This window comes from Streptomyces sp. NPDC045022 (genome assembly GCF_056432605.1).
In genome coordinates this window covers 20900-37561 of the sequence record NZ_JBWKIR010000047.1, presented here as the reverse complement: position 1 = coordinate 37561, position 16662 = coordinate 20900, and the positions used below count along the sequence as shown (strand labels likewise).

Sequence of the window (16662 nt, the reverse complement as noted above, 5' to 3'; positions counted from 1 at the left end):
AACGAGAGCGTGACCTGACCGGAGCGCGTCTCAGCGATGATCACCTCTGCGGTGATCCGCTGGCCGGCTTCGACTACTTCGGAAGGGTGATTGATCCAGCCCCACGTCAGGTCCGGCACCCGGATGAAGCCGGTGCACAAGCCGTCCGGTTCGCCATCGAGGTGAACGAAAACCCCGACGTTGTGAACCTCGGAGACCGTCCCAGCGACGACCTGCCCTCGATCAAACGCGAGGAGGAAGGACCGCAAGGCCGGAATCTCGCACGCCTTGGCGGAGAGGTGAAGCTGACCCTCGCGCCAACGCCCGATCTCTTCGGCATCGATCTCCTGGCCGACCTCAAACAGCTCGGATGGGTGCTCCATCCAACGCATCGACGCTTCCTGCCGAGGAATCCGACCAATCTCGATCGCCCCTCCTTCAGCATCTACGAGTTGCACCAGGACGTCCGCTCCGTCGAACCCGGCTACCTTCACCGTTCTCACGACCCCTGGCCGGAGGCGGTTGATCAAGGACTGCATGCGAGGGTCAGGGGCTGGCTCGGACATGGAGGTGAGCCTAGTCGGCGCCGGTCGCACTGGTTCCAACTCTCGTGACCAGGTTCCGACTAGTAGGACTCCGTTAGGTTGCTCTGGCTCTGGCTCTGGCTTTGAGGTTTGGGCTGGTGGCGGACGTTCTGGGCAGGGGGCGGTGGCAGGTGGTGCAGGTGCCGGTCCAGCAGTTCAGCAGGTCTTGGATGGTGTCGAGGATCTGGTAGAGGGTGAGTCCGCTGTATCGGCTTTTGGGGCCAGGCGCTGCTCGGTCAGGAACGCGTGGGCGGCGGCGACCAGGGTGACGTGGTGGTGCCAGCCGGTCCAGGAGCGGCCCTCGAAGTGGTCCAGGCCGAGGCCGTGTTTGAGTTCGCGGTAGTCGTGCTCGATGCGCCAGCGGATCTTGGCCAGACGGACCAGTTCGGACAGCGGGGTGTCGGCGGGCAGGCTGGACAGCCAGTAGTGTCGACGGTCAGGCAATTCCCCACGATCTGCATGATCAGCTTCACGTAATTCCCCATCCCTGCGATCACGACTCCCCATGGGGACGGCGAATTCGTCGGTGTGTACTGGGCAGGCCATGACCGGCCTCTACGATGATCCGATGCGCCAGCCCGCCGCAGAGCCGTACTGGAACACCAACGTTGCCCGGCACCCGGGCATCCTCCGCTCTGTTCCTGACGGGTGCGGCGATGCCCTGGACGTTGGCTGCGGGGACGGGCTGCTGGCGCGGAAGCTCGCCGGGCGGGCGAAACACGTCACCGGGATCGACAAGTCGCCGGACATGATCGCCTGTGCACGCGAGTCTGCTGCCGGCGACCCGCAACTCACCTTCATCGAGGGAGACTTCCTCGCCGCGGATCTTCCTGCTGCGCAGTACGACTTCGTCTGTTCGGTGACCACGATCCATCACATGGGCTTCGAGGCGGCCCTCGTCCGCATGCGTGAGCTGCTGCGGCCTGGCGGCACGCTGGTGGTGGTCGGTCTGGCCCGCGAGGCGAGCGTGACGCAGTGGGCGGCGTTGATCGCGGCTGCCCCGATCGTGCGGATCACGAAGGTGCTGCGTCGCGCGCGTGGTCCCCAGGGCATGCCGGTCGCCGACCCGCAGATGAGCTATGGGCAGGTGCGGGCAGCTGCCCGGCGACTGCTGCCCGGCGTGCGCTACCGCCGCCATGTGCTGCGCCGGTACTCGCTGACCTGGGAGAAACCCGCCCACTGATCTGGCATTAATGACGGTTTTCCCCGTTCTGGGCGGTTTGAACGTCATGCGATTCTCTATAGGGGTTCCTCCTGATTCTCCATGGGTAGCGCGGAGTCCGGGACCGAGGGACCTGGTCGTCGCGGAGCTGTCCGTGTTCCTCGCCCCGTGGTTCGGCAGGCCGATGGGCAGCCCGGATGGCAAGGAGAACGTTCGTCGTGGTCGACATCACCGAGATTTACGTCGACTGGTACGCGGGGCGCTCGAAGAGCGCGCTGGCCGCGTCGCTGGGAGTGGGCCGCGAGACAGTCAGGAAGTACCTGGCACCGGCGGAGGCGTCCGGGATCAGCCCGGGCGGACCGCCGATGACCGAGGCCGACTGGGCCGGGCTGATCGAGGGGTGGTTCCCCGGCCTCGTCGACCGGAGACTGCGGCAGGTCACCTGGTCCGACATCAACGAACACCGCGACTACATCAAGGACTTGCTGGGGACGGTGACGGTCTCCACGATCCACCAGCGGCTGCGGGACGAGCACAAACTGAAGGTGTCGATCTCCTCGTTCCGTCGCTGGGTCCACGCCACGCTGCCCGACGAGGTGAGCCGCTCGCAGGCCACCGTCCTGCGCGACGAGATCGAGCCGGGCGAGGAGGCCCAGATCGACTACGGGTTCCTGGGCCAGTGGACCAACCCCCGCACCGGCAAACGGCACCGCGTCTGGGCGTTCGTAATGGTGCTGCCCTGCTCACGGCACATGTTCGTCCGTCCGGTCCTGCACCTGGACCAGCACGCGTGGACCGAAGCGCACGTCGCGGCCTTCCGCTACTTCGACGGCGTCCCGCGCCGTCTGGTGCCGGACAACCTCAAGACCGGGGTCGACAAACCCGACCTCTACGACCCGAAAAATCAACAAGGCGTATGCCGAACTCGCCACCCACTACGGCGCGTTGGTGGACCAGGCGAGAGCATCGAAGCCAAAGGACAAGCCCAGGGTGGAGCGGCCCATGCCCTACGTCCGCGACTTGTTCTGGCGCGGGCGGGAGTTCACCTCGATCGAACACATGCAGACCGAGGCCGTCACCTGGGCCCAGCAGGTCGCCGGGCGCCGCCAGTGCCGGCCGCTGGGCGGGGCAGCCCCGATGGCCGTGTTCGGCGCGGTCGAGGCAGCCGCCCTGCTGCCGCTGCCGCCCACCCCGTTCACCCTGGCCCGTTGGTCGACGGCCACCGTCGGCCCGGACATCCACATCAAGGTCGGCCGCACCCTCTACTCGGTGCCCTGGAAACTGATCGGCCGCAAGGTCGACGTCCGCTCCACCGCCACGATGGTGCAGGTCTTCCTCGACGGCGAGCTGGTCAAGACCCAGCTGCCCTTGAGCAGGGAAAACGCACCGACAAGAGTGACTACCCGCCGGAGAAGATCGCTTTCCAGATGAAGACGCCCATCTGGTGCCGCACCCAGGCGTCCAAGGTCGGTGATGCCTGCCGCGAGGTGGTCGACCAGCTCCTGGAGGTCAACGCGCTCTACCGGCTCCGCGCTGCCCAGGGGGTTCTCGGGCTGCGGAAGAAGTACGGCGACACCCGCCTTGAGGCCGCCTGCACGAGAGCGATCACCGTCGGCGACCCGTCCTACCGCACCGTCAAGGGCATCCTGGTCGCCGGCACCGAGACCGATCCCGAGCCCGAGACCAGCGGAGACGCGGGCGCCGCGGCCTTCCTCCACGGCCCGCAGGGACTGTTCGGCTCCGTCGCACCCCCGGACACGGCGGAGGACACCCGTGACGGCCAGGCCCACGGCGAAGACGAGGTGGCGGCACGATGAGCGTGATGGACACCGCCCTGCGCGAGTCACTGAAGTCCCTGCGGCTGTCGGGGATGCTGGAGACCGTTGATGCCCGCCTCGCCCAGGCCCACGGCGGCGAACTCAGGCCATCTCGACTTCCTTCAGGTCCTCTGCCAGGACGAGATCACCCGCCGCGAGACCGTTGCCTTCCAACGCAGGCTCAAGCGGGCCAAGTTCGAGCAGCAGGTCACTCTGGAGGAGTTCGACTTCACCGCCTCCTCGAAACTGCCCGCCGCCGAGATCCGGGACCTGGGCGCCCTTCGCTGGCTGCATGCGGGCGAGTCCGTAATTTTGTTCGGCCCGGTCGGGGTGGGCAAGACGCACATCGCCCAGGCGCTGGGCCACCTCGCCGTCCGGCAGGGCGCACACGTCCGCTTCAGCCAAGACCAGCCGGATCCTCGCCGAACTCGCCGGCGGCCACGCGGACCGCACCTGGGAGAAACGGATCCGCGAACTCGTACGGCCCGACGTGCTCATCCTCGACGACTTCGCCATGCGCCAGCTCTCCGCGGCCCACGCCGACGACCTCCACGAACTCGTCAGCGAGCGGCAGGGGCGGTCCCTGATCATAACGAGCAACCGGGCGCCCAGCGACTGGTATCCGCTCTTCCCCAACCCCGTCGTCGCCTAGTCCCTCCTCGACCGGCTCATCAACACCAGCCACCAGGTCATCATGAACGGCCCCAGCTACCGTCCGAACAAGCACCCCAAGGACCCCACCGACAAGCCCACCAAGCCGTCTGTCAAGTAGCCGCCGTCGACGCCCGGGGCTGGGGAACACGCGTGGTAGGCGCCGGCAGCGAGCAGGGGCTCGGTGGGTCCAGCAGGGAGTCGGCGGCGGCCACGTTGACGGGCAATGACGCCGGGACCTGGTCCAGGCTCACGCCGAGGACGGACGCCGAGCACGCCAGGAGCCGGTAGGCGGTCAGCGCGGCGGCGTACGCGTCGAGGTCCACGCCCGACACCGCTGCCAGAGCCCGCTTGACGGCCCGCGGCCCGTGCCCGACCGGAGTGGGCCGGCGGCCGCGGACCGGCGGGACGCGGGCCATGTGGCACTGGTGAAGAGTCGGTATTCGAAAGCTGCAAGTAACCCTTCCTCTCCGCGCCACTGAACAGCGGCTCCGAGGCGATCTGACAAGGGGCCAGTTTTGCGAATCGGGATTCCTATCCGCGACGCTTCTGCGTGCAGGAGTTGGCAACGTACGCCGGCCAGTGCCCAGGGGCCGAGTCGCTCGGCCCACGCGCTCCGCGCCCGCTCCCGGGCGCTCGCGCCGACGCGCCGCAGCGTGCCGTCCAGGACCCCGCCCGGGACTCCGTCCGGGAACGCGTCGCCCGTACCGTCACTGCGCGGGACCGCTACCAGGACCCTGACCCGGACCCGGTACCGGGACAGCTCCAGCCGTCCGGCCAGCGCGTCCTGTAACAGCAGCGCGCCGGCCAGGCCCAGACCTGTCTCGGTCTCCCGGCCGGGTGGCGGGAAACGTCCCCCGGCGGCGGCACACAGCGCGAAGAGCAACGGCGGCGACAGGGGCGGCGGCGCGGGCACCGAGAAGGGTGGCGACAGGTGCGGCGACGTCACGCCGTTAGGCCCTCCAGCGCGGCTTCCAACGCGTCGGGAGATGTGAAGAGGTGCCCCAAAAGGCCCAGTTCGCGGGCCGCCGCGACATTGTCTGCCCGGTCGTCGACGAAGAGGATCTCCCCGGCGGGCAGCCCCAGTTCCCGTACGCACCACTCGTACGCGGCGGGCTCCGGCTTGGCGCTGCCGATCCGGCAGGAGAACCCGACGACGGCGAAGCGGCCCAGCCAGGGCTCGGAGTTCTCGTACCGTACGGCCAGTTCCTCGGGGATGTTGGAGAGCAAGCCGAGGGTGAACCCCCGGGCGGCGAGGGCGCCGAGCAGTTCCACCGCGCGGTCGTCGACCTCGCTCCAGCTGGCCAGGTCCGCGGCGATCAGGTCGGCGGTCAGGCGCGCGTCGAGCGGGACGCCCAGCGTCTCGCAGACCCCCTTCCAGTACGCGGGCCCGGCCACGTCGCCACGGTCGTACGGGGGTCGCTGCGACCAGTACGCCGCCCAGAACCGCTCGCGCTCCACCCCGGCCGTGTTCTCCAATACGGCCTTGGACGCGGGCGATTGAAGGCGTGCGAGGACGCCGAACATGTCGAAGAGTACGGCTTTCATCCTTAAATTCCTTGGGTCGGGACGGCGTCCGGAAGCCCCCCGGCGGCAGGGGCCGACGCTCCGTCGGGATCGGGCGCGTGCTTGCGCAGCCACAGGCTGAGGCCGACGCAGACGACGGCGAGGCCGAACAGCACCAGCGGCGCCGCCCGCACGTCCATGGTGTCGATCACCCCGCCCAGCAGCGGTGGGAAGGCCACCCCGCCGATCATGGAGGCGGCGATCACGTAGGCCCCGGCCGCGGCCACGCTCGGCACGGCCCGGTTCAGCCAGGGCAGGCAGGTGGGGAAGATGGGCGCGATCATCAGCCCGACGCCGAAGTAGGCGTACGGGGCGAGCGCGGGAACGGTTGCGAGGACGAGGAAGACAGCCATACCGGCGCAGCAGACCGTCAGGATCGACGGCGCGGACCAGCGCAGGCTCAGCGGCACGATGACGAAGCGGCCGATGGTCATGGCGGCCCAGTACGCCGAGGTCGCGGTGGCGGCGGTGGCGGCGCCGTAGCCCACCGCCTCCAGGTGTGTGGGCTCCCAGCCGCCGACTCCGGTCTCGATGGCCACGTGCAGGATGTAGACGCCGATGAACGCGGCGATGACCGGCAGCACGCGGGCCCGGCCCACCGCGTCGCCGTCGGCGGCGGCCTCCGGCTCGCTGGCGGCCACGCCACCCAGGGTGAGCAGGATGAGCAGGCAGACGACGCCGATCCCGACGAAGATCTCCGGGTAGCTGCCCGCGCCGAGCCAGCCGATCAGGGCGGGGCCGGCGATCGCGCCCACCCCGAAGTGGCCGTTGAGCAGGTTCAGCATGGCGGTGCTGCGGCGGCCGAACCCGATGGCGAAGAGCTGGTTGAGGCCGTAGTCGATGCCGCCGAAGCCCAGTCCGATGACGAAGGTGGCGGTCAGCGCCAGGATCCAGCTCGGCGAGAAGGCGAAGACCGCCGCGCCGGCTGCCATGAGCAGGTACGAGCCCCCGAGCAGCGTGCGGTTGTTCAGACGGCCGCGCAGCACGTGGTAGATCAGCACACCCAGCAGCGCTCCGATGAAGTGCGCGCTCAGGCTGAGCCCCGCCACGACGGGGCTGATGCCGAACTCGTCCCGCAGCGCTGGGATCGCGGGCCCGTACAGCGCCTGCAGGGCGCCGATCACCACGAACGCCACGCATGAGGCGACGATGGCGACCGTGGTGAGGAGGGGTTTCGCCGTCGTGGCCAGGTCGTCCCCATGGGTGTCGGACATCGCTCTCCTCATCGTTCATTAACAAATGAACATCATCAACGTTCATTACCAGGTGGAACTCACAACCCGATCGCACATTACTCACCGTCGATGTTCATTTCAACAGGACGAGCGCGCAGTCCGGCTCCCACGACCAGCTCTTTTGTGCTAAAGCAGACACATGAACGTGATGGACAGACATAAGTTCGTGGTCGCGCTGCTCATGGAGAAGAACCGCGCCACGGTCGCGGAGCTGGCTGCGGCCACCGGAGCGTCCGAGATGACGATCCGCCGGGACCTCGAGGTGCTGGAGTCCCGCGGCGCCCTGCGACGGGTGCGCGGCGGCGCCGTGAGCAACCTCCCGGGTGGCGTCGAGCCGCCCTACGCGGTGCGCGCCATGTCCGGCACGCAGGCCAAGGAGCGGCTCGCCGCCGCGGTGCTGGAGCTGCTGACCGACGGCGAGACCGTCGCGCTGGATACCGGGACCACCGCCGTGGCCATCGCCAAGGCCATGGCCGACCGGAAGTTCACCGTCACCCCGCTCTCCTTGCACGCCACCTTCGCGCTCTCCGGCCATCCGGGCATCCAGCTGCTGATGCCCGGCGGCCAAGTGCGCCCCGAGGAGCTCTCCTTCTACGGCCACACCCCGGTCCAGACGTTTCGGGACCTGTGCTTCGACACGTTCATCCTGGGCTGCTGCGGGGTTGACCCGGTCCAGGGCGCCACCGCCTACAATCTCGACGACGTACAGGTGAAGCGCGCCGCCGTGGCGTCCGCGCAGCGGGTCATCGTGGTGGCGACCGCCGACAAACTGGGCCACGCGGCCTTGGGGCGGATCTGCCCCATGGAACAGATCAACCTCGTCGTCACCGACGCGCCGGAAAGCTCACCGGTGGTCGAGGAACTGCGGGCACGGGGAGTTCAGGTCATCCACCCGTCGGACGACTGAACCCAGACGACTGAGCCGGGCGTCCCTACCTCACCCCCTGTCCATCCCGGCACGCCTTCGTCCTCGCCAAGGTTCCACCAGAGCCCGCCGCTCACCAACAGAGCCGGACCGTCCTCTTCACGCCGGGCGCGAATATGCCAGCAAGATATTTCGACAACTTTCAGCCGCTCTCTACGCCCTTCGCGGACGCCCCGACGCGTTCGGATATCGGGCGAATCTCCGCAACCGACGACTCCGGCCCGGCCCAAATCCGTTTCGCTGGTGGGCTTTGACCTCCGCTGCCCACGCTGAAGGGTCCCCTCCAAAAGATGTCCCACGTGCCTGCGCGGCGCACGTCCGGAAGGAGCCCTCTAGCATCGCGATCGCGACTGGCGCGATCGAGAGGGTGTCGACAGTGGAAGTACCGAAACAGCCGATACAGAAGTCACTGGAAGACAGGGACCAACCGAGGGAGCTCAACTCGGCGGAGATCGGCAGCCTGTACCGAGAATTCGCAGAACAGGGCCCCATAGGACTGGACCAGTTAGCCTCGATCTTGCATGACGGTCCGCCGACGGAGTCGGTGGACTGTTTCGCTTTCCGGAGTTGATGGTGGGCAGGCCGACGGCCCGGCTGCCGCGTCGGGTGAGCGCCGGGTTCCACTGCCCGGGGTGGGGAATGTTGTCGTCGCGACGGTGGGAAGTTGCTGCTCAGCCTGGGGTGGCCAGGAGTGCGAGCCGTTCGAGGGCGGCGGTGATCTCACCTGTCCAGGGCCAGTGCCGGGTGAGGCGGAGAATCTTGCGTCGGCCGGTGGTGACGAGCTGGGCGGCTGCGGAGAACAGGCGGAATCGCAGGCGGCGGGGTTCCCAGAGCCGGGTGGTGCCGGTGAGGGCGAGCATGGGCATCCAGGCCAGGAGGTCGAGGACGATCTGGACGATCTCGAGCCAGATTTTGTTCTGGGCTGCCCGGTGGAGGGGCAGGTTGCGCAGGCCGGTGGCCCGGGCGGCCCGGATCCGGTCCTCGGCACGGGCCCGCAGCCGGTGACGGAGTTCGAGGGCGGCGATCGGCTGGTCAGGGGTGTTGGTCGCGAAGCATGTGATTCGCATGCCGTCCGCGTCCGTGATCCTCAACTGGGCGCCAGGATGGGGGCGTTCCTTGCGGATGATCAGTCGCATGCCCTGAGGCCAGCCGTCCAGGAGCTTGCCGGTGAGCTCGGCGACCCAGGCCCCGTCACGGGCCTCCCCGTCGGTTTCGACGGCCGGGGTCCAGGCCGAGGCGGGAACCTTCAGCACGTGTTCGTGGATCGCTTCGGTGATCACCATGCCGACCGAGTAGGACAGCCATCGGCCTCGCCTGGCGAGCCAGGACACGAAGTCGTGGGTGCCGCCGGCGGAGTCCGTGCGGATCAGCGTCTGCTGTCCTCGCCGGTACTTCTTCGGCAGTTGAGCCAGGGCCAGTTGGGCTGTGGTGATGTGGTCGGCTGCCGTGTTCGAGCCCGCGTTCCCCGGTCTCAGGAGGGCGGCGACGGGCTCTCCGGTTCCGCCCGGGCCGTGGTCGACAAAGGCCGTCAGAGGGTGATGGCCGTAAGTCTTCTTCCAGGTCGGGGCCGCGTCCTCCTTGTCGGAGTGGGCGATCACGAGGACACCGTCGAGATCGATGACGACCTGGCCGTCGGCATCCGGGGCGTTCTCGCCGGCCAACGACCAGACCCGTCTGCGGAGTTCCGACCGTGCGGACCGGATGGCCTGCAGGGCCTTCTCGCCGGAGGCGGCGAGGGTGTCGATCAGGCGGGAGACGGTCGGGTCGGAAGCGACCGGGCCGAAGACGGCCGGCTCACACCGCAGCATCGCGACGTCCGCGAGGCAGTCCCCGCCCAGTGCGACCGCCAGGGCGAGGTCCAGCAGGGCCTTGCCGGGATCGTGGACGGCCCGCGGTTTGCGCCAAGGAGCCAGAGCCTGGGACATGGCCTGGTCAAGAGCGGTCTTGCGGACCGTTTCGACGAGTAGGACCGAACCGGCCTGGGAGACGACCTGGCGGCCGTCGTCCTGGACACGGACACAGGGATAGGACCCGATAGAGTGCTTCACCTGGGAAGTGCCTCCGGCGGCAGCAGGAACAAGGACCTCGACAATCCTCATTCTTGCTGGTCAGGGGCACTTTCTGCTTTCCTGACCGCCTGCCGGACAGCCCACCTCGTGAAAGCGCGAGGTTAGCTGCGGGCGACGCGGCCCGGCCGTCGACGAAGACCTCCGCGGGAGGCTGCGGATGCCAACTTGGGGCAGCGAGCACGTACTTCGCGACCTGCCGAGTGGACGGCTATACCGACGGTGCGCTGATTCCGCCTCGTTTGCCAGCGAACATCGGCCACTATGAGGCGAGGTAGTAGGCGATCTCCTCGGGCTTGCTGATACTGCGGCGGAGGGGCGCCAGCCCCGGTCACCGTCCACCGTGACGCGCGCGCGACACGCCGGGGCAGAGCGTGAACCAGGGGCGCTCGAAGCACTTTTCGACGGCACCCAACTACCCTGCCAATCCAGGGGTGTTCGAAGTGTTCGCGAGGCGTTCGGCTATGGCGATTCCGTAACGCCTTCCCGTGACGCCCGCCGCTGGCGGCAGGCCCGCACCCGGCAACGATCCGAGCAGTACACCGCCGCCCTCGACCGCTCGACTCCCACCGTCCACGATCGCTCGCAAACCGGGCACTCAGCCTGCTCCGTCACTGTTTCCGATGACAACGGCGGCACCATCACCGACCACGAGGAGGGCGCCCTCGTCGCCCTGGACGCGCAGCGCGCCGAGCACCTGGCCCAGGCCCGCCAGACCGTCCGCGCCTACACCGCCGCCGCACACTCAGGGCGCGAGCAGGAAGCCGAGCTGCTCCTCGACTCCTTTCCGATCCCGGCCCCCGTCCTGGCCACCAGCGGCCCAGCCCGCACCTGGCGGCAGCACTCAGCCACCGCCCAAGACGCCGTGGAAGCACTCGCCCCCGCAGCGCATCGCGATCACCGACGAGGACAGCACCGACTACCTCGCCGACCCCGAACTGCGGCACGCCCAGGCCGCCTACCTGACCGCACGCGAAGGCCAACTGCACCGCATCCATGACGCGCTCGGCTCCCTGGCCTTCCCCGCCCCGACCCCCCCCCACGATCTGCCCGAGGCACTCGCCCCGGTCGCCACCGCGCAGACCCAGCGCCGCGTCATCGAAGCCTTCGGCACCCCGCAGCGCGCGGCTCAGGCACTGGACGGCCAGATCCACTACCAGTCCCAGCAGCCAGTACCCGCCCACCGCCGCGCTGGCACCGCAGCCGAGACCGACCTGCTGACCTGCGCCCACGACGCACTGCAGCACATCGCGAACCCGGACGTGCCCCTCGACGCGGAGCAGATCCGCGCCCGCCTGCACCAGGCCATGGCCCGCCCCGCCACCCCCCAAGGCCCCGACCCGGCGGCACCCACCGCAGGCGGGATTGCGAGATGCCGGTGAAGTCCAGGGTGCCGCCGTGGCCGGTGAAGATATGCAGGTCCCAGACGTCTTTTTGGCGTTCCGACTCCGGGGTCGCGCCCAGACGGGTCAGCCAGACCAGCATTGTCCGTACCACGCTGCGCATCGCCTGGGTGTGGACGAGCGTCTCGAACTTCGCCGGATCGGCGAACACCTCCAGGCTCGGTGCGCCATCGGCCCCGCAGCCGGTCGCACAGCGGACGCAGGAAGTGGTCCCAGGTCTTGGAGCCCGCTACGGTGCGGGCCTGCAGGCCGTAGAGGATCTCCGCGACCACCCTCTCCGGCAGTCCCCGCAGGTTGACCTCCCGATCCGCGTTGACCGCCGACTCACTGCGCCGCCACGCCTCCTCATCCGCCGTCTCCCGGCGCCGCCTGGCGGCCCACCACCTGCGGTGGAAGTCGTTCGCCGGCACGTCGCCCCGGGTGAGGCGGACCCGCTGCATCCGGAGGCGGTAGCCTTCGCCGGGCACTACGACTTCGACATCGATGTGCTGGCTGCTTATCGGCCGCAGGGCAACGGCCGCGTCGAGCGGCAGGTCGGCATCGTCCGCGATCACGTGCTGGCTGGACGGGCGTCTGCGTCCATCGAGGTAATGAACGCCGCTTTCGCAGCCTGGGTGCCGCTGCGGCGGGCGAAGGTGCACGGCACTCATGGCGAGGTCATCGGCCATCGGGCGGTGCGCGACCACATGGCCCTGCGCCCGTTGCCCGAAACTCCGTATGTGGTCGCCCAACGGCATCTGCGGCACGTCGGCAAGGACTGCCTGGTCGCTCAGGTGGCGACTCGGCCGGTCCCCCCAACCCGGCAGGCCCTGTCGTCAACCGCCGCAGCACCGAGCCCACCGGGACCGGTGGCCACCTGATCCCGGCGGGCGCCGATGTCTTCGTCAGCCCTCGTGTGAAGTGACGTACTCGACCGCAAGATGCCGGTCGGCACGGCCCGTCACCCTGCAGGCACGGCCTCCGGTCCGCTGCCGTCCGATCCAACGGCGCTGGTGGCCGCCGTCTTGCGTCGCTCCCGCCACCAGGCCGCGACCAGCGCGACCGCGGTACCGCCCACCGTGTAAGCGGCGAGCACCCACCAGGCGACCGCCGTGGCGTGAGCGCCGAAGTACACGGTGTTGCGGACCAGCGTGGTGCCCGCACCCGGCGGCAGTGACTGTCCGATCGCGCTCCAGAACCTCGGCAGCAGCACCGACGGGTACACCCCGCCCGAACTCGGGTTGCCCAGCACCACGAACAGCAAAATGGTCAGCCCCGTGCCGACCATGCCCAGCAGCGTCTGCAGCGCGAGCGATGTCGCCGCCGCCGCGAACACCACCAGCGTGCCGATCCCCGTCAACGCCCAGAAGTGACCGCTCAGCGCGTCGAACACCGGGCCCACGATCACCGCCCCGGCGAGCCCGGATACGACCGCGTACAAACCCAGCACCGCCAGCCTGATCACGATCCGGTGCCTGTTGGCCGGCCGCGAACCGGCGGACATATTAATGATCGTCGCCGTCAGGTAGCCGCCGACCACCCATCCGAGCACCACGTAAAACGAAGTCATGCCGCGTCCATCGCCGCTGTTCGGGGCCTCGATGTCGGTGACCGTGACCTGCCGCTTCTGCGCGGCCTCGATCTTCTGGGCGAGTTGTGAGGCGGTCTGCGATACCGAGGGGCCGCCCGCCGAGGCGACCAACAGTGTGTCATTCGTGCCGGTTGCGTTGAACAGGAAGGCGGCGTCCGCGCTCCGGTCCAAGAGCCGCTGCCGGGCGGCGGACTCGTTCGCGACGGCGGTCGCCTTCACCGGGTCACCGTCGAGCCCGTTGAGCTTGGCCACGATCTGCGCAGAGGCCTGGACCGGGGCCACCACGGCCACCGGAATCCGGTGCGGGGTGGGAGAATGAAATGCGCCCAAGTAGGAGACAGTGAAGGCGAGTTGTATCAGCAGGCCGGCCAGTACCAAGCCAAAGGCGCGTACGCTGATGGCATCCCGCAATTCGGCCAGGAAACCCCCGGCAGGGACACTGGAAGAGGAGGGAGAATCGGCGTTCATGCTGGGCATGATCTCAGCCGTGGAGTGCCGCAATGCGGGCGGGCCCGCGTACCGCTGGTAGCCCGGACGTCGCCCTGCCGCTCGGGGGGCCGGGCGCCGAATGGCACGAATCGGCGCTCCTGCTGGGCCGGGCGTCAACTGCCTTGCAGTGGTGCGCGGGGCGTCTACCCGAGCCGTCGCCGAACTACCGCATGGGTCACGGGACTTGATTGTGGAGCGTTCGCTGTCGCATGCGGCGGACTTCTGGACACGCGACGCGGTGCGGAGCGCGTCGTCCCGGCTCAGTCAAGGAGGGTAGTGCCCGTGATGTCCTTTCGGCTCTCGGACGGCGTGCGGAATGTCGGGCGTGCCTGCAGGGCGTGGCTGCCTGCCCGGCCGCTGCGGCTGCGGCGCACCGTCCGTGTTCCGTTCGCCGTCGGACAGCAGGCGGCGGTGCTGACGCTCGTGATGCGCTACGAGTCAAGTGGTGGCCCGGTGGGCGGTCGCGCGGTGCTCGAGGCCGAGGTACCCGCGCCCAGCATGGACGACGAGTTCAAGGCGGCCGTGCACGCGGCGACGACCTGCGGGTGGCCTTCGACCCGCTGATGCGATGTATCCGCCTCGTCGTTCTCGAGGGACCGGCGCGTGTGGCCGAGGCCGCCGAGGCGCTCAGCCAGTCGGTGATCACCGCCAACCGGGCGCTCCACCCCCTGGAACAAGCGGGCGAGGGCGCTCAGGCCGCGTACGAGGTGGCGGAGGCCGAGTTCCACCGTTGGCTGGAGAAGTTCACCGCCGCGGCCCGCGAGGCGCTGTCCAGCATCCAGTAACCCCAGACCGCTGGCCCTGCGGCCGGTGCCCCCCCACGTGTCACACGGTGGCACAGCGGCTGTTGCCGGCCGGCGCGGTGTCCCGCCTGGCCGAACGACGTCCCGTTCTCGTCTCCTTGGCGGCCGCACGCCACCACAGTGGTGTGGCGGCGGGCACTGAGCAGGTCTGTACCGGCCCTGACCAGGGCAATAGGGTGAATGCCGTCGCCGGCCGCGACGGGGGAGGGGACACCATGACCAGTACCCGGGACCACTGGAGCGAGGACGCTGCCTGCCGCGGCGCTCAATCGGATGAGCTGTTCGTGGACGGCCCGAGCCAGAAGCGGGCCAAGACCGTCTGCACCGGCTGCCCCGTACGCACCGAGTGCCTGGCCGAAGCCCTCGACAACCGGATCGAGTTCGGCGTGTGGGGCGGCATGACCGAACGGGAACGCCGAGCCCTGCTGCGCCGCAGCCCGAACGTCACCTCCTGGCGGACGGTCCTGGACAACGCCCGCCGCGACAGCGAGCGGACACAGGCCGGTTGAGGCTGGGATGTTCCTACGGCCCACTCTCTGAGTTCTGAGTACGCATCTGAGTAGGGCGACGGAGCCGTCCACCTGGTTGGCGATGTTCGGATGGCGTCATGACGCCGACTCGTTCCGCCGCTCACGCGGCGTCCGCCGCCTCCCGAAGGTGCAGGGGCCTGGGCCTGTCCACTGCTGGGGCCGCTGTGGTGTTCCTGCTCGTGGGCTGCAGCGTGGCGGGTGGTCCGATCCGTTCCGAGGCGCAGTTTCTCCAGCACGTACACGAAACGCAGGCCGCCGGCGAGGACACCGTTCGCTTCCTGGGCTCGGACCCGGACTCCGTGATCCTGGGAAAGTCCAGCTCCAGCGCGTCCTGCGTCGACGACCTCGGTATGGACGGCGATGACGTCAACCGGAACCAGCCGTCCGTCTCCTGGGCCCCGGATTTCATGGATGGCGACGCCGGGTATCGCGCGGCGGTGACCGACCTTCGCAGGCGGTGGTCCGCGCGGGGATGGAAGGTGACGACGGAACCGGAGCGTGACCCGGTCACTGGCAAAGCGACCGCCCTGCACGTAATCCACACCACCGACGACCACGGCGTCACGCTGTCCCTGAGCCCCGGCCGACGCACCGGCGAGGGACTGATCGTCGCCGACGGCGGCTGCGTCCGTCACGACGGCTACTGGGACCCAGACGACTGGAACCTCTGACGACGGGCCCGCCGCAGGGCGCACGCCGGGCCGGTGCGTCGGCCGGATCGGGGCCCTCCGGGCTGCGAGGCGTCGGTGGGGGCCGATAGTCGGCGTCCGGAGGCCGGTTACTCTCAGTACTCAAAATCGTGGTCGCACCCAAGGGGGAACAGGCATGCGGAAGCCGGAAGAGGCAGAGAGACAGGAGCCGGCGGGCGTCGAGCGGGAGGCGGCGGCGGTGGAGGCCGCGCTCGGGCTGGCCGGGCAGGAACCGCCGTCGCTGCATCTCCCGGCCGTCAGGGCGCCGTTCCCGAAAGGACTCGTCCGGCTCGCAGCCAGCGCGCCGGGCCGGGAGCGGCTGCGCCTGATGTTCGCCGAACACCCCGGGCTGGTGCTGTGGCTGGAGAACCGCATGGACGGCCAGCACATTCTGGCGGCTGTGGAACTGGAGCACGCCGGGGAGGCACCGGACGCTTCGGTGGCCGACGAAGCCGCCCGCGAGGCGCGCCCGGCACAGGCCGCGTTCCGCCGCCGGTGGGCGAGTGAGCGGCGCCGTGACTACGACGGGATGCAGACCCACTTCGCCTCGCCCGCGCACATCACGGCAAAGACCAGGTCCACGCCGCGATGATGGACGTGTCCTGTCTGGGGCCCTGACCGGTTACAGCTCGAACTCGAGGTCGATCAGGTCGGTGAGTTCGACTTCGAGGCCGTGGGCGCGTTGGCCGTTGTCACGGAAGTACACCTCACCCAAGGCCTCGGCGGCGATCTGGCGGAGGTCGTCCTCGTCGACGCCGGACGCTTGGGCTTCGAAGAGGCGGGCGGCGTGGCGGGGCGGCAGGGCGAGGGTGAGGTGGCGTACGCGGGCGTCGTCGGTGCTGCCGGGGGCGGCGGTGTAGCCGAACCGGGCCTGGACATCGATCATGATGCCGCCGGTGGTGGCCGCTGCTTGCTTCGCCTTGGCCCTGATCTGCGGCTGCCAGCGCGTGCGGACCTCACGCTCGAGGCGGTCGGCGAGTTCCGGGCGGGGCTTTTTGATCTGGTTCTTCACGTAGCGTTCGACGGTGCGCTGGCTGATGCCGAGCAGCTCGGCAACGCGCCGCGTGCTGCGCTGGTGCTGGCGGACCAGGTAGCGCATCTGTGCGCCGGCGGTCTTCGGGATGGGGCGCGTGAACGCGCCCTGGACCGCCTTGTCGAGTTCTTCGCCGATCGTGACCATCGCCATAACTGAC

At 69.1% G+C, this 16662-nt stretch carries 16 protein-coding genes and 3 pseudogenes; 11 read left to right on the top strand and 8 right to left on the bottom strand.

Going from position 1 to position 16662, the window contains the following annotated elements; all coding sequences use genetic code 11:
• The coding region (locus AC07C1_RS39270; RefSeq protein ID WP_478946912.1) for a S1 RNA-binding domain-containing protein at window positions 1-482 on the bottom strand (482 nt) is incomplete at its 3' end.
• Window positions 483-719: 237 nt separating this feature from the next.
• Window positions 720-989 (bottom strand): annotated as a pseudogene (locus AC07C1_RS39265) (transposase); the annotation flags it as partial.
• 142 nt (window positions 990-1131) lie between these two features.
• Between AC07C1_RS39265 and AC07C1_RS39260 the strand changes: the two are divergent.
• From AC07C1_RS39260 to istB, 3 genes and pseudogenes are all read left to right on the top strand, one after another.
• Window positions 1132-1746, top strand: coding sequence for a class I SAM-dependent methyltransferase (locus tag AC07C1_RS39260; protein WP_478946911.1), 615 nt, complete (start codon window positions 1132-1134; stop codon window positions 1744-1746).
• A 197-nt stretch (window positions 1747-1943) separates the two neighbouring features.
• Window positions 1944-3542 (top strand): annotated as a pseudogene (istA, locus tag AC07C1_RS39255) (IS21 family transposase).
• Window positions 3539-4314 (top strand): annotated as a pseudogene (istB, locus tag AC07C1_RS39250) (IS21-like element helper ATPase IstB). The pseudogenes istA and istB overlap by 4 nt, the downstream one beginning before the upstream one ends.
• Here istB and AC07C1_RS39245 read toward each other — a convergent pair.
• From AC07C1_RS39245 to AC07C1_RS39235, 3 genes are all read right to left on the bottom strand, one after another.
• Window positions 4307-4612, bottom strand: coding sequence for a hypothetical protein (locus AC07C1_RS39245; protein WP_478946910.1), 306 nt, complete (start codon window positions 4610-4612; stop codon window positions 4307-4309). The pseudogene istB and the gene AC07C1_RS39245 overlap by 8 nt on opposite strands.
• Window positions 4613-5138: 526 nt before the next feature.
• Window positions 5139-5741, bottom strand: coding sequence for an HAD family hydrolase (locus tag AC07C1_RS39240; RefSeq protein ID WP_478946909.1), 603 nt, complete (start codon window positions 5739-5741; stop codon window positions 5139-5141).
• A 2-nt stretch (window positions 5742-5743) separates the two neighbouring features.
• The gene (locus tag AC07C1_RS39235) at window positions 5744-6973 is read right to left on the bottom strand and encodes an MFS transporter (protein ID WP_478946908.1); all 1230 of its coding nucleotides are present in this window, start codon (window positions 6971-6973) and stop codon (window positions 5744-5746) included.
• A gap of 160 nt (window positions 6974-7133) precedes the next feature.
• Here AC07C1_RS39235 and AC07C1_RS39230 point away from each other — a divergent pair, with 160 nt between their 5' ends.
• Window positions 7134-7901: a DeoR/GlpR family DNA-binding transcription regulator gene (locus tag AC07C1_RS39230; protein ID WP_478946907.1), complete on the top strand. Its 768-nt coding sequence runs from the start codon at window positions 7134-7136 to the stop codon at window positions 7899-7901.
• 689 nt (window positions 7902-8590) lie between these two features.
• On the opposite strand, the gene AC07C1_RS39225 is transcribed toward AC07C1_RS39230, so the two are convergent.
• On the bottom strand, window positions 8591-9967 hold the full coding sequence (locus tag AC07C1_RS39225; protein WP_478946906.1) for an IS1380 family transposase: 1377 nt from the start codon (window positions 9965-9967) through the stop codon (window positions 8591-8593).
• Between the two features lie 641 nt (window positions 9968-10608).
• On the opposite strand from AC07C1_RS39225, the gene AC07C1_RS39220 reads away from it, so the two are divergent.
• Together AC07C1_RS39220 and AC07C1_RS39215 are read left to right on the top strand one after the other, a co-directional pair.
• On the top strand, window positions 10609-11367 hold the full coding sequence (locus tag AC07C1_RS39220) for a hypothetical protein (RefSeq protein ID WP_478946905.1): 759 nt from the start codon (window positions 10609-10611) through the stop codon (window positions 11365-11367).
• A gap of 410 nt (window positions 11368-11777) precedes the next feature.
• Window positions 11778-12248, top strand: a complete 471-nt coding sequence (locus tag AC07C1_RS39215) for a hypothetical protein (protein WP_478946904.1) — start codon at window positions 11778-11780, stop codon at window positions 12246-12248.
• Between the two features lie 80 nt (window positions 12249-12328).
• Here AC07C1_RS39215 and AC07C1_RS39210 read toward each other — a convergent pair whose 3' ends face one another.
• A complete protein-coding gene (locus tag AC07C1_RS39210; protein ID WP_478946903.1) occupies window positions 12329-13426 on the bottom strand; it encodes a DUF3533 domain-containing protein in 1098 nt (365 codons plus the stop codon).
• 306 nt (window positions 13427-13732) lie between these two features.
• Between AC07C1_RS39210 and AC07C1_RS39205 the strand changes: the two genes are divergently transcribed.
• The 5 genes from AC07C1_RS39205 to AC07C1_RS39185 all read left to right on the top strand — a co-directional run bounded on the left by AC07C1_RS39205 (window position 13733) and on the right by AC07C1_RS39185 (window position 16061).
• Entirely contained in the window at window positions 13733-14011 is a 279-nt protein-coding gene (locus tag AC07C1_RS39205) for a hypothetical protein (RefSeq protein WP_478946902.1), read from the top strand.
• A 41-nt stretch (window positions 14012-14052) separates the two neighbouring features.
• A complete protein-coding gene (locus AC07C1_RS39200; protein WP_478946901.1) occupies window positions 14053-14232 on the top strand; it encodes a hypothetical protein in 180 nt (59 codons plus the stop codon).
• Between the two features lie 233 nt (window positions 14233-14465).
• A complete protein-coding gene (locus AC07C1_RS39195) occupies window positions 14466-14759 on the top strand; it encodes a WhiB family transcriptional regulator (RefSeq protein ID WP_478946900.1) in 294 nt (97 codons plus the stop codon).
• Window positions 14760-14857: 98 nt separating this feature from the next.
• Window positions 14858-15451, top strand: a complete 594-nt coding sequence (locus AC07C1_RS39190; protein WP_478946899.1) for a hypothetical protein — start codon at window positions 14858-14860, stop codon at window positions 15449-15451.
• 154 nt (window positions 15452-15605) lie between these two features.
• Window positions 15606-16061 (top strand): hypothetical protein, encoded by a 456-nt coding sequence (locus tag AC07C1_RS39185; protein WP_478946898.1) that lies wholly within the window; start codon window positions 15606-15608, stop codon window positions 16059-16061.
• A gap of 30 nt (window positions 16062-16091) precedes the next feature.
• Here the strand turns inward: AC07C1_RS39185 and tpg are convergent, their stop codons facing one another.
• Window positions 16092-16649, bottom strand: a complete 558-nt coding sequence (tpg, locus tag AC07C1_RS39180; RefSeq protein WP_478946914.1) for a telomere-protecting terminal protein Tpg — start codon at window positions 16647-16649, stop codon at window positions 16092-16094.
• Window positions 16650-16662 lie beyond the last annotated feature (13 nt).

Bases quoted from the DNA above. Each gene is read 5' to 3' on its own strand.
- AC07C1_RS39260 (WP_478946911.1), top strand. From the start codon at position 1,132: ATGCGCCAGCCCGCCGCAGAGCCGTACTGGAACACCAACGTTGCCCGG.
- AC07C1_RS39245 (WP_478946910.1), bottom strand. From the start codon at position 4,612: ATGGCCCGCGTCCCGCCGGTCCGCGGCCGCCGGCCCACTCCGGTCGGG.
- AC07C1_RS39240 (WP_478946909.1), bottom strand. From the start codon at position 5,741: ATGAAAGCCGTACTCTTCGACATGTTCGGCGTCCTCGCACGCCTTCAA.
- AC07C1_RS39235 (WP_478946908.1), bottom strand. From the start codon at position 6,973: ATGTCCGACACCCATGGGGACGACCTGGCCACGACGGCGAAACCCCTC.
- AC07C1_RS39230 (WP_478946907.1), top strand. From the start codon at position 7,134: ATGAACGTGATGGACAGACATAAGTTCGTGGTCGCGCTGCTCATGGAG.
- AC07C1_RS39220 (WP_478946905.1), top strand. From the start codon at position 10,609: ATGACAACGGCGGCACCATCACCGACCACGAGGAGGGCGCCCTCGTCG.
- AC07C1_RS39210 (WP_478946903.1), bottom strand. From the start codon at position 13,426: ATGAACGCCGATTCTCCCTCCTCTTCCAGTGTCCCTGCCGGGGGTTTC.
- AC07C1_RS39205 (WP_478946902.1), top strand. From the start codon at position 13,733: ATGTCCTTTCGGCTCTCGGACGGCGTGCGGAATGTCGGGCGTGCCTGC.
- AC07C1_RS39195 (WP_478946900.1), top strand. From the start codon at position 14,466: ATGACCAGTACCCGGGACCACTGGAGCGAGGACGCTGCCTGCCGCGGC.
- AC07C1_RS39190 (WP_478946899.1), top strand. From the start codon at position 14,858: ATGACGCCGACTCGTTCCGCCGCTCACGCGGCGTCCGCCGCCTCCCGA.
- AC07C1_RS39185 (WP_478946898.1), top strand. From the start codon at position 15,606: ATGCGGAAGCCGGAAGAGGCAGAGAGACAGGAGCCGGCGGGCGTCGAG.
- tpg (WP_478946914.1), bottom strand. From the start codon at position 16,649: ATGGTCACGATCGGCGAAGAACTCGACAAGGCGGTCCAGGGCGCGTTC.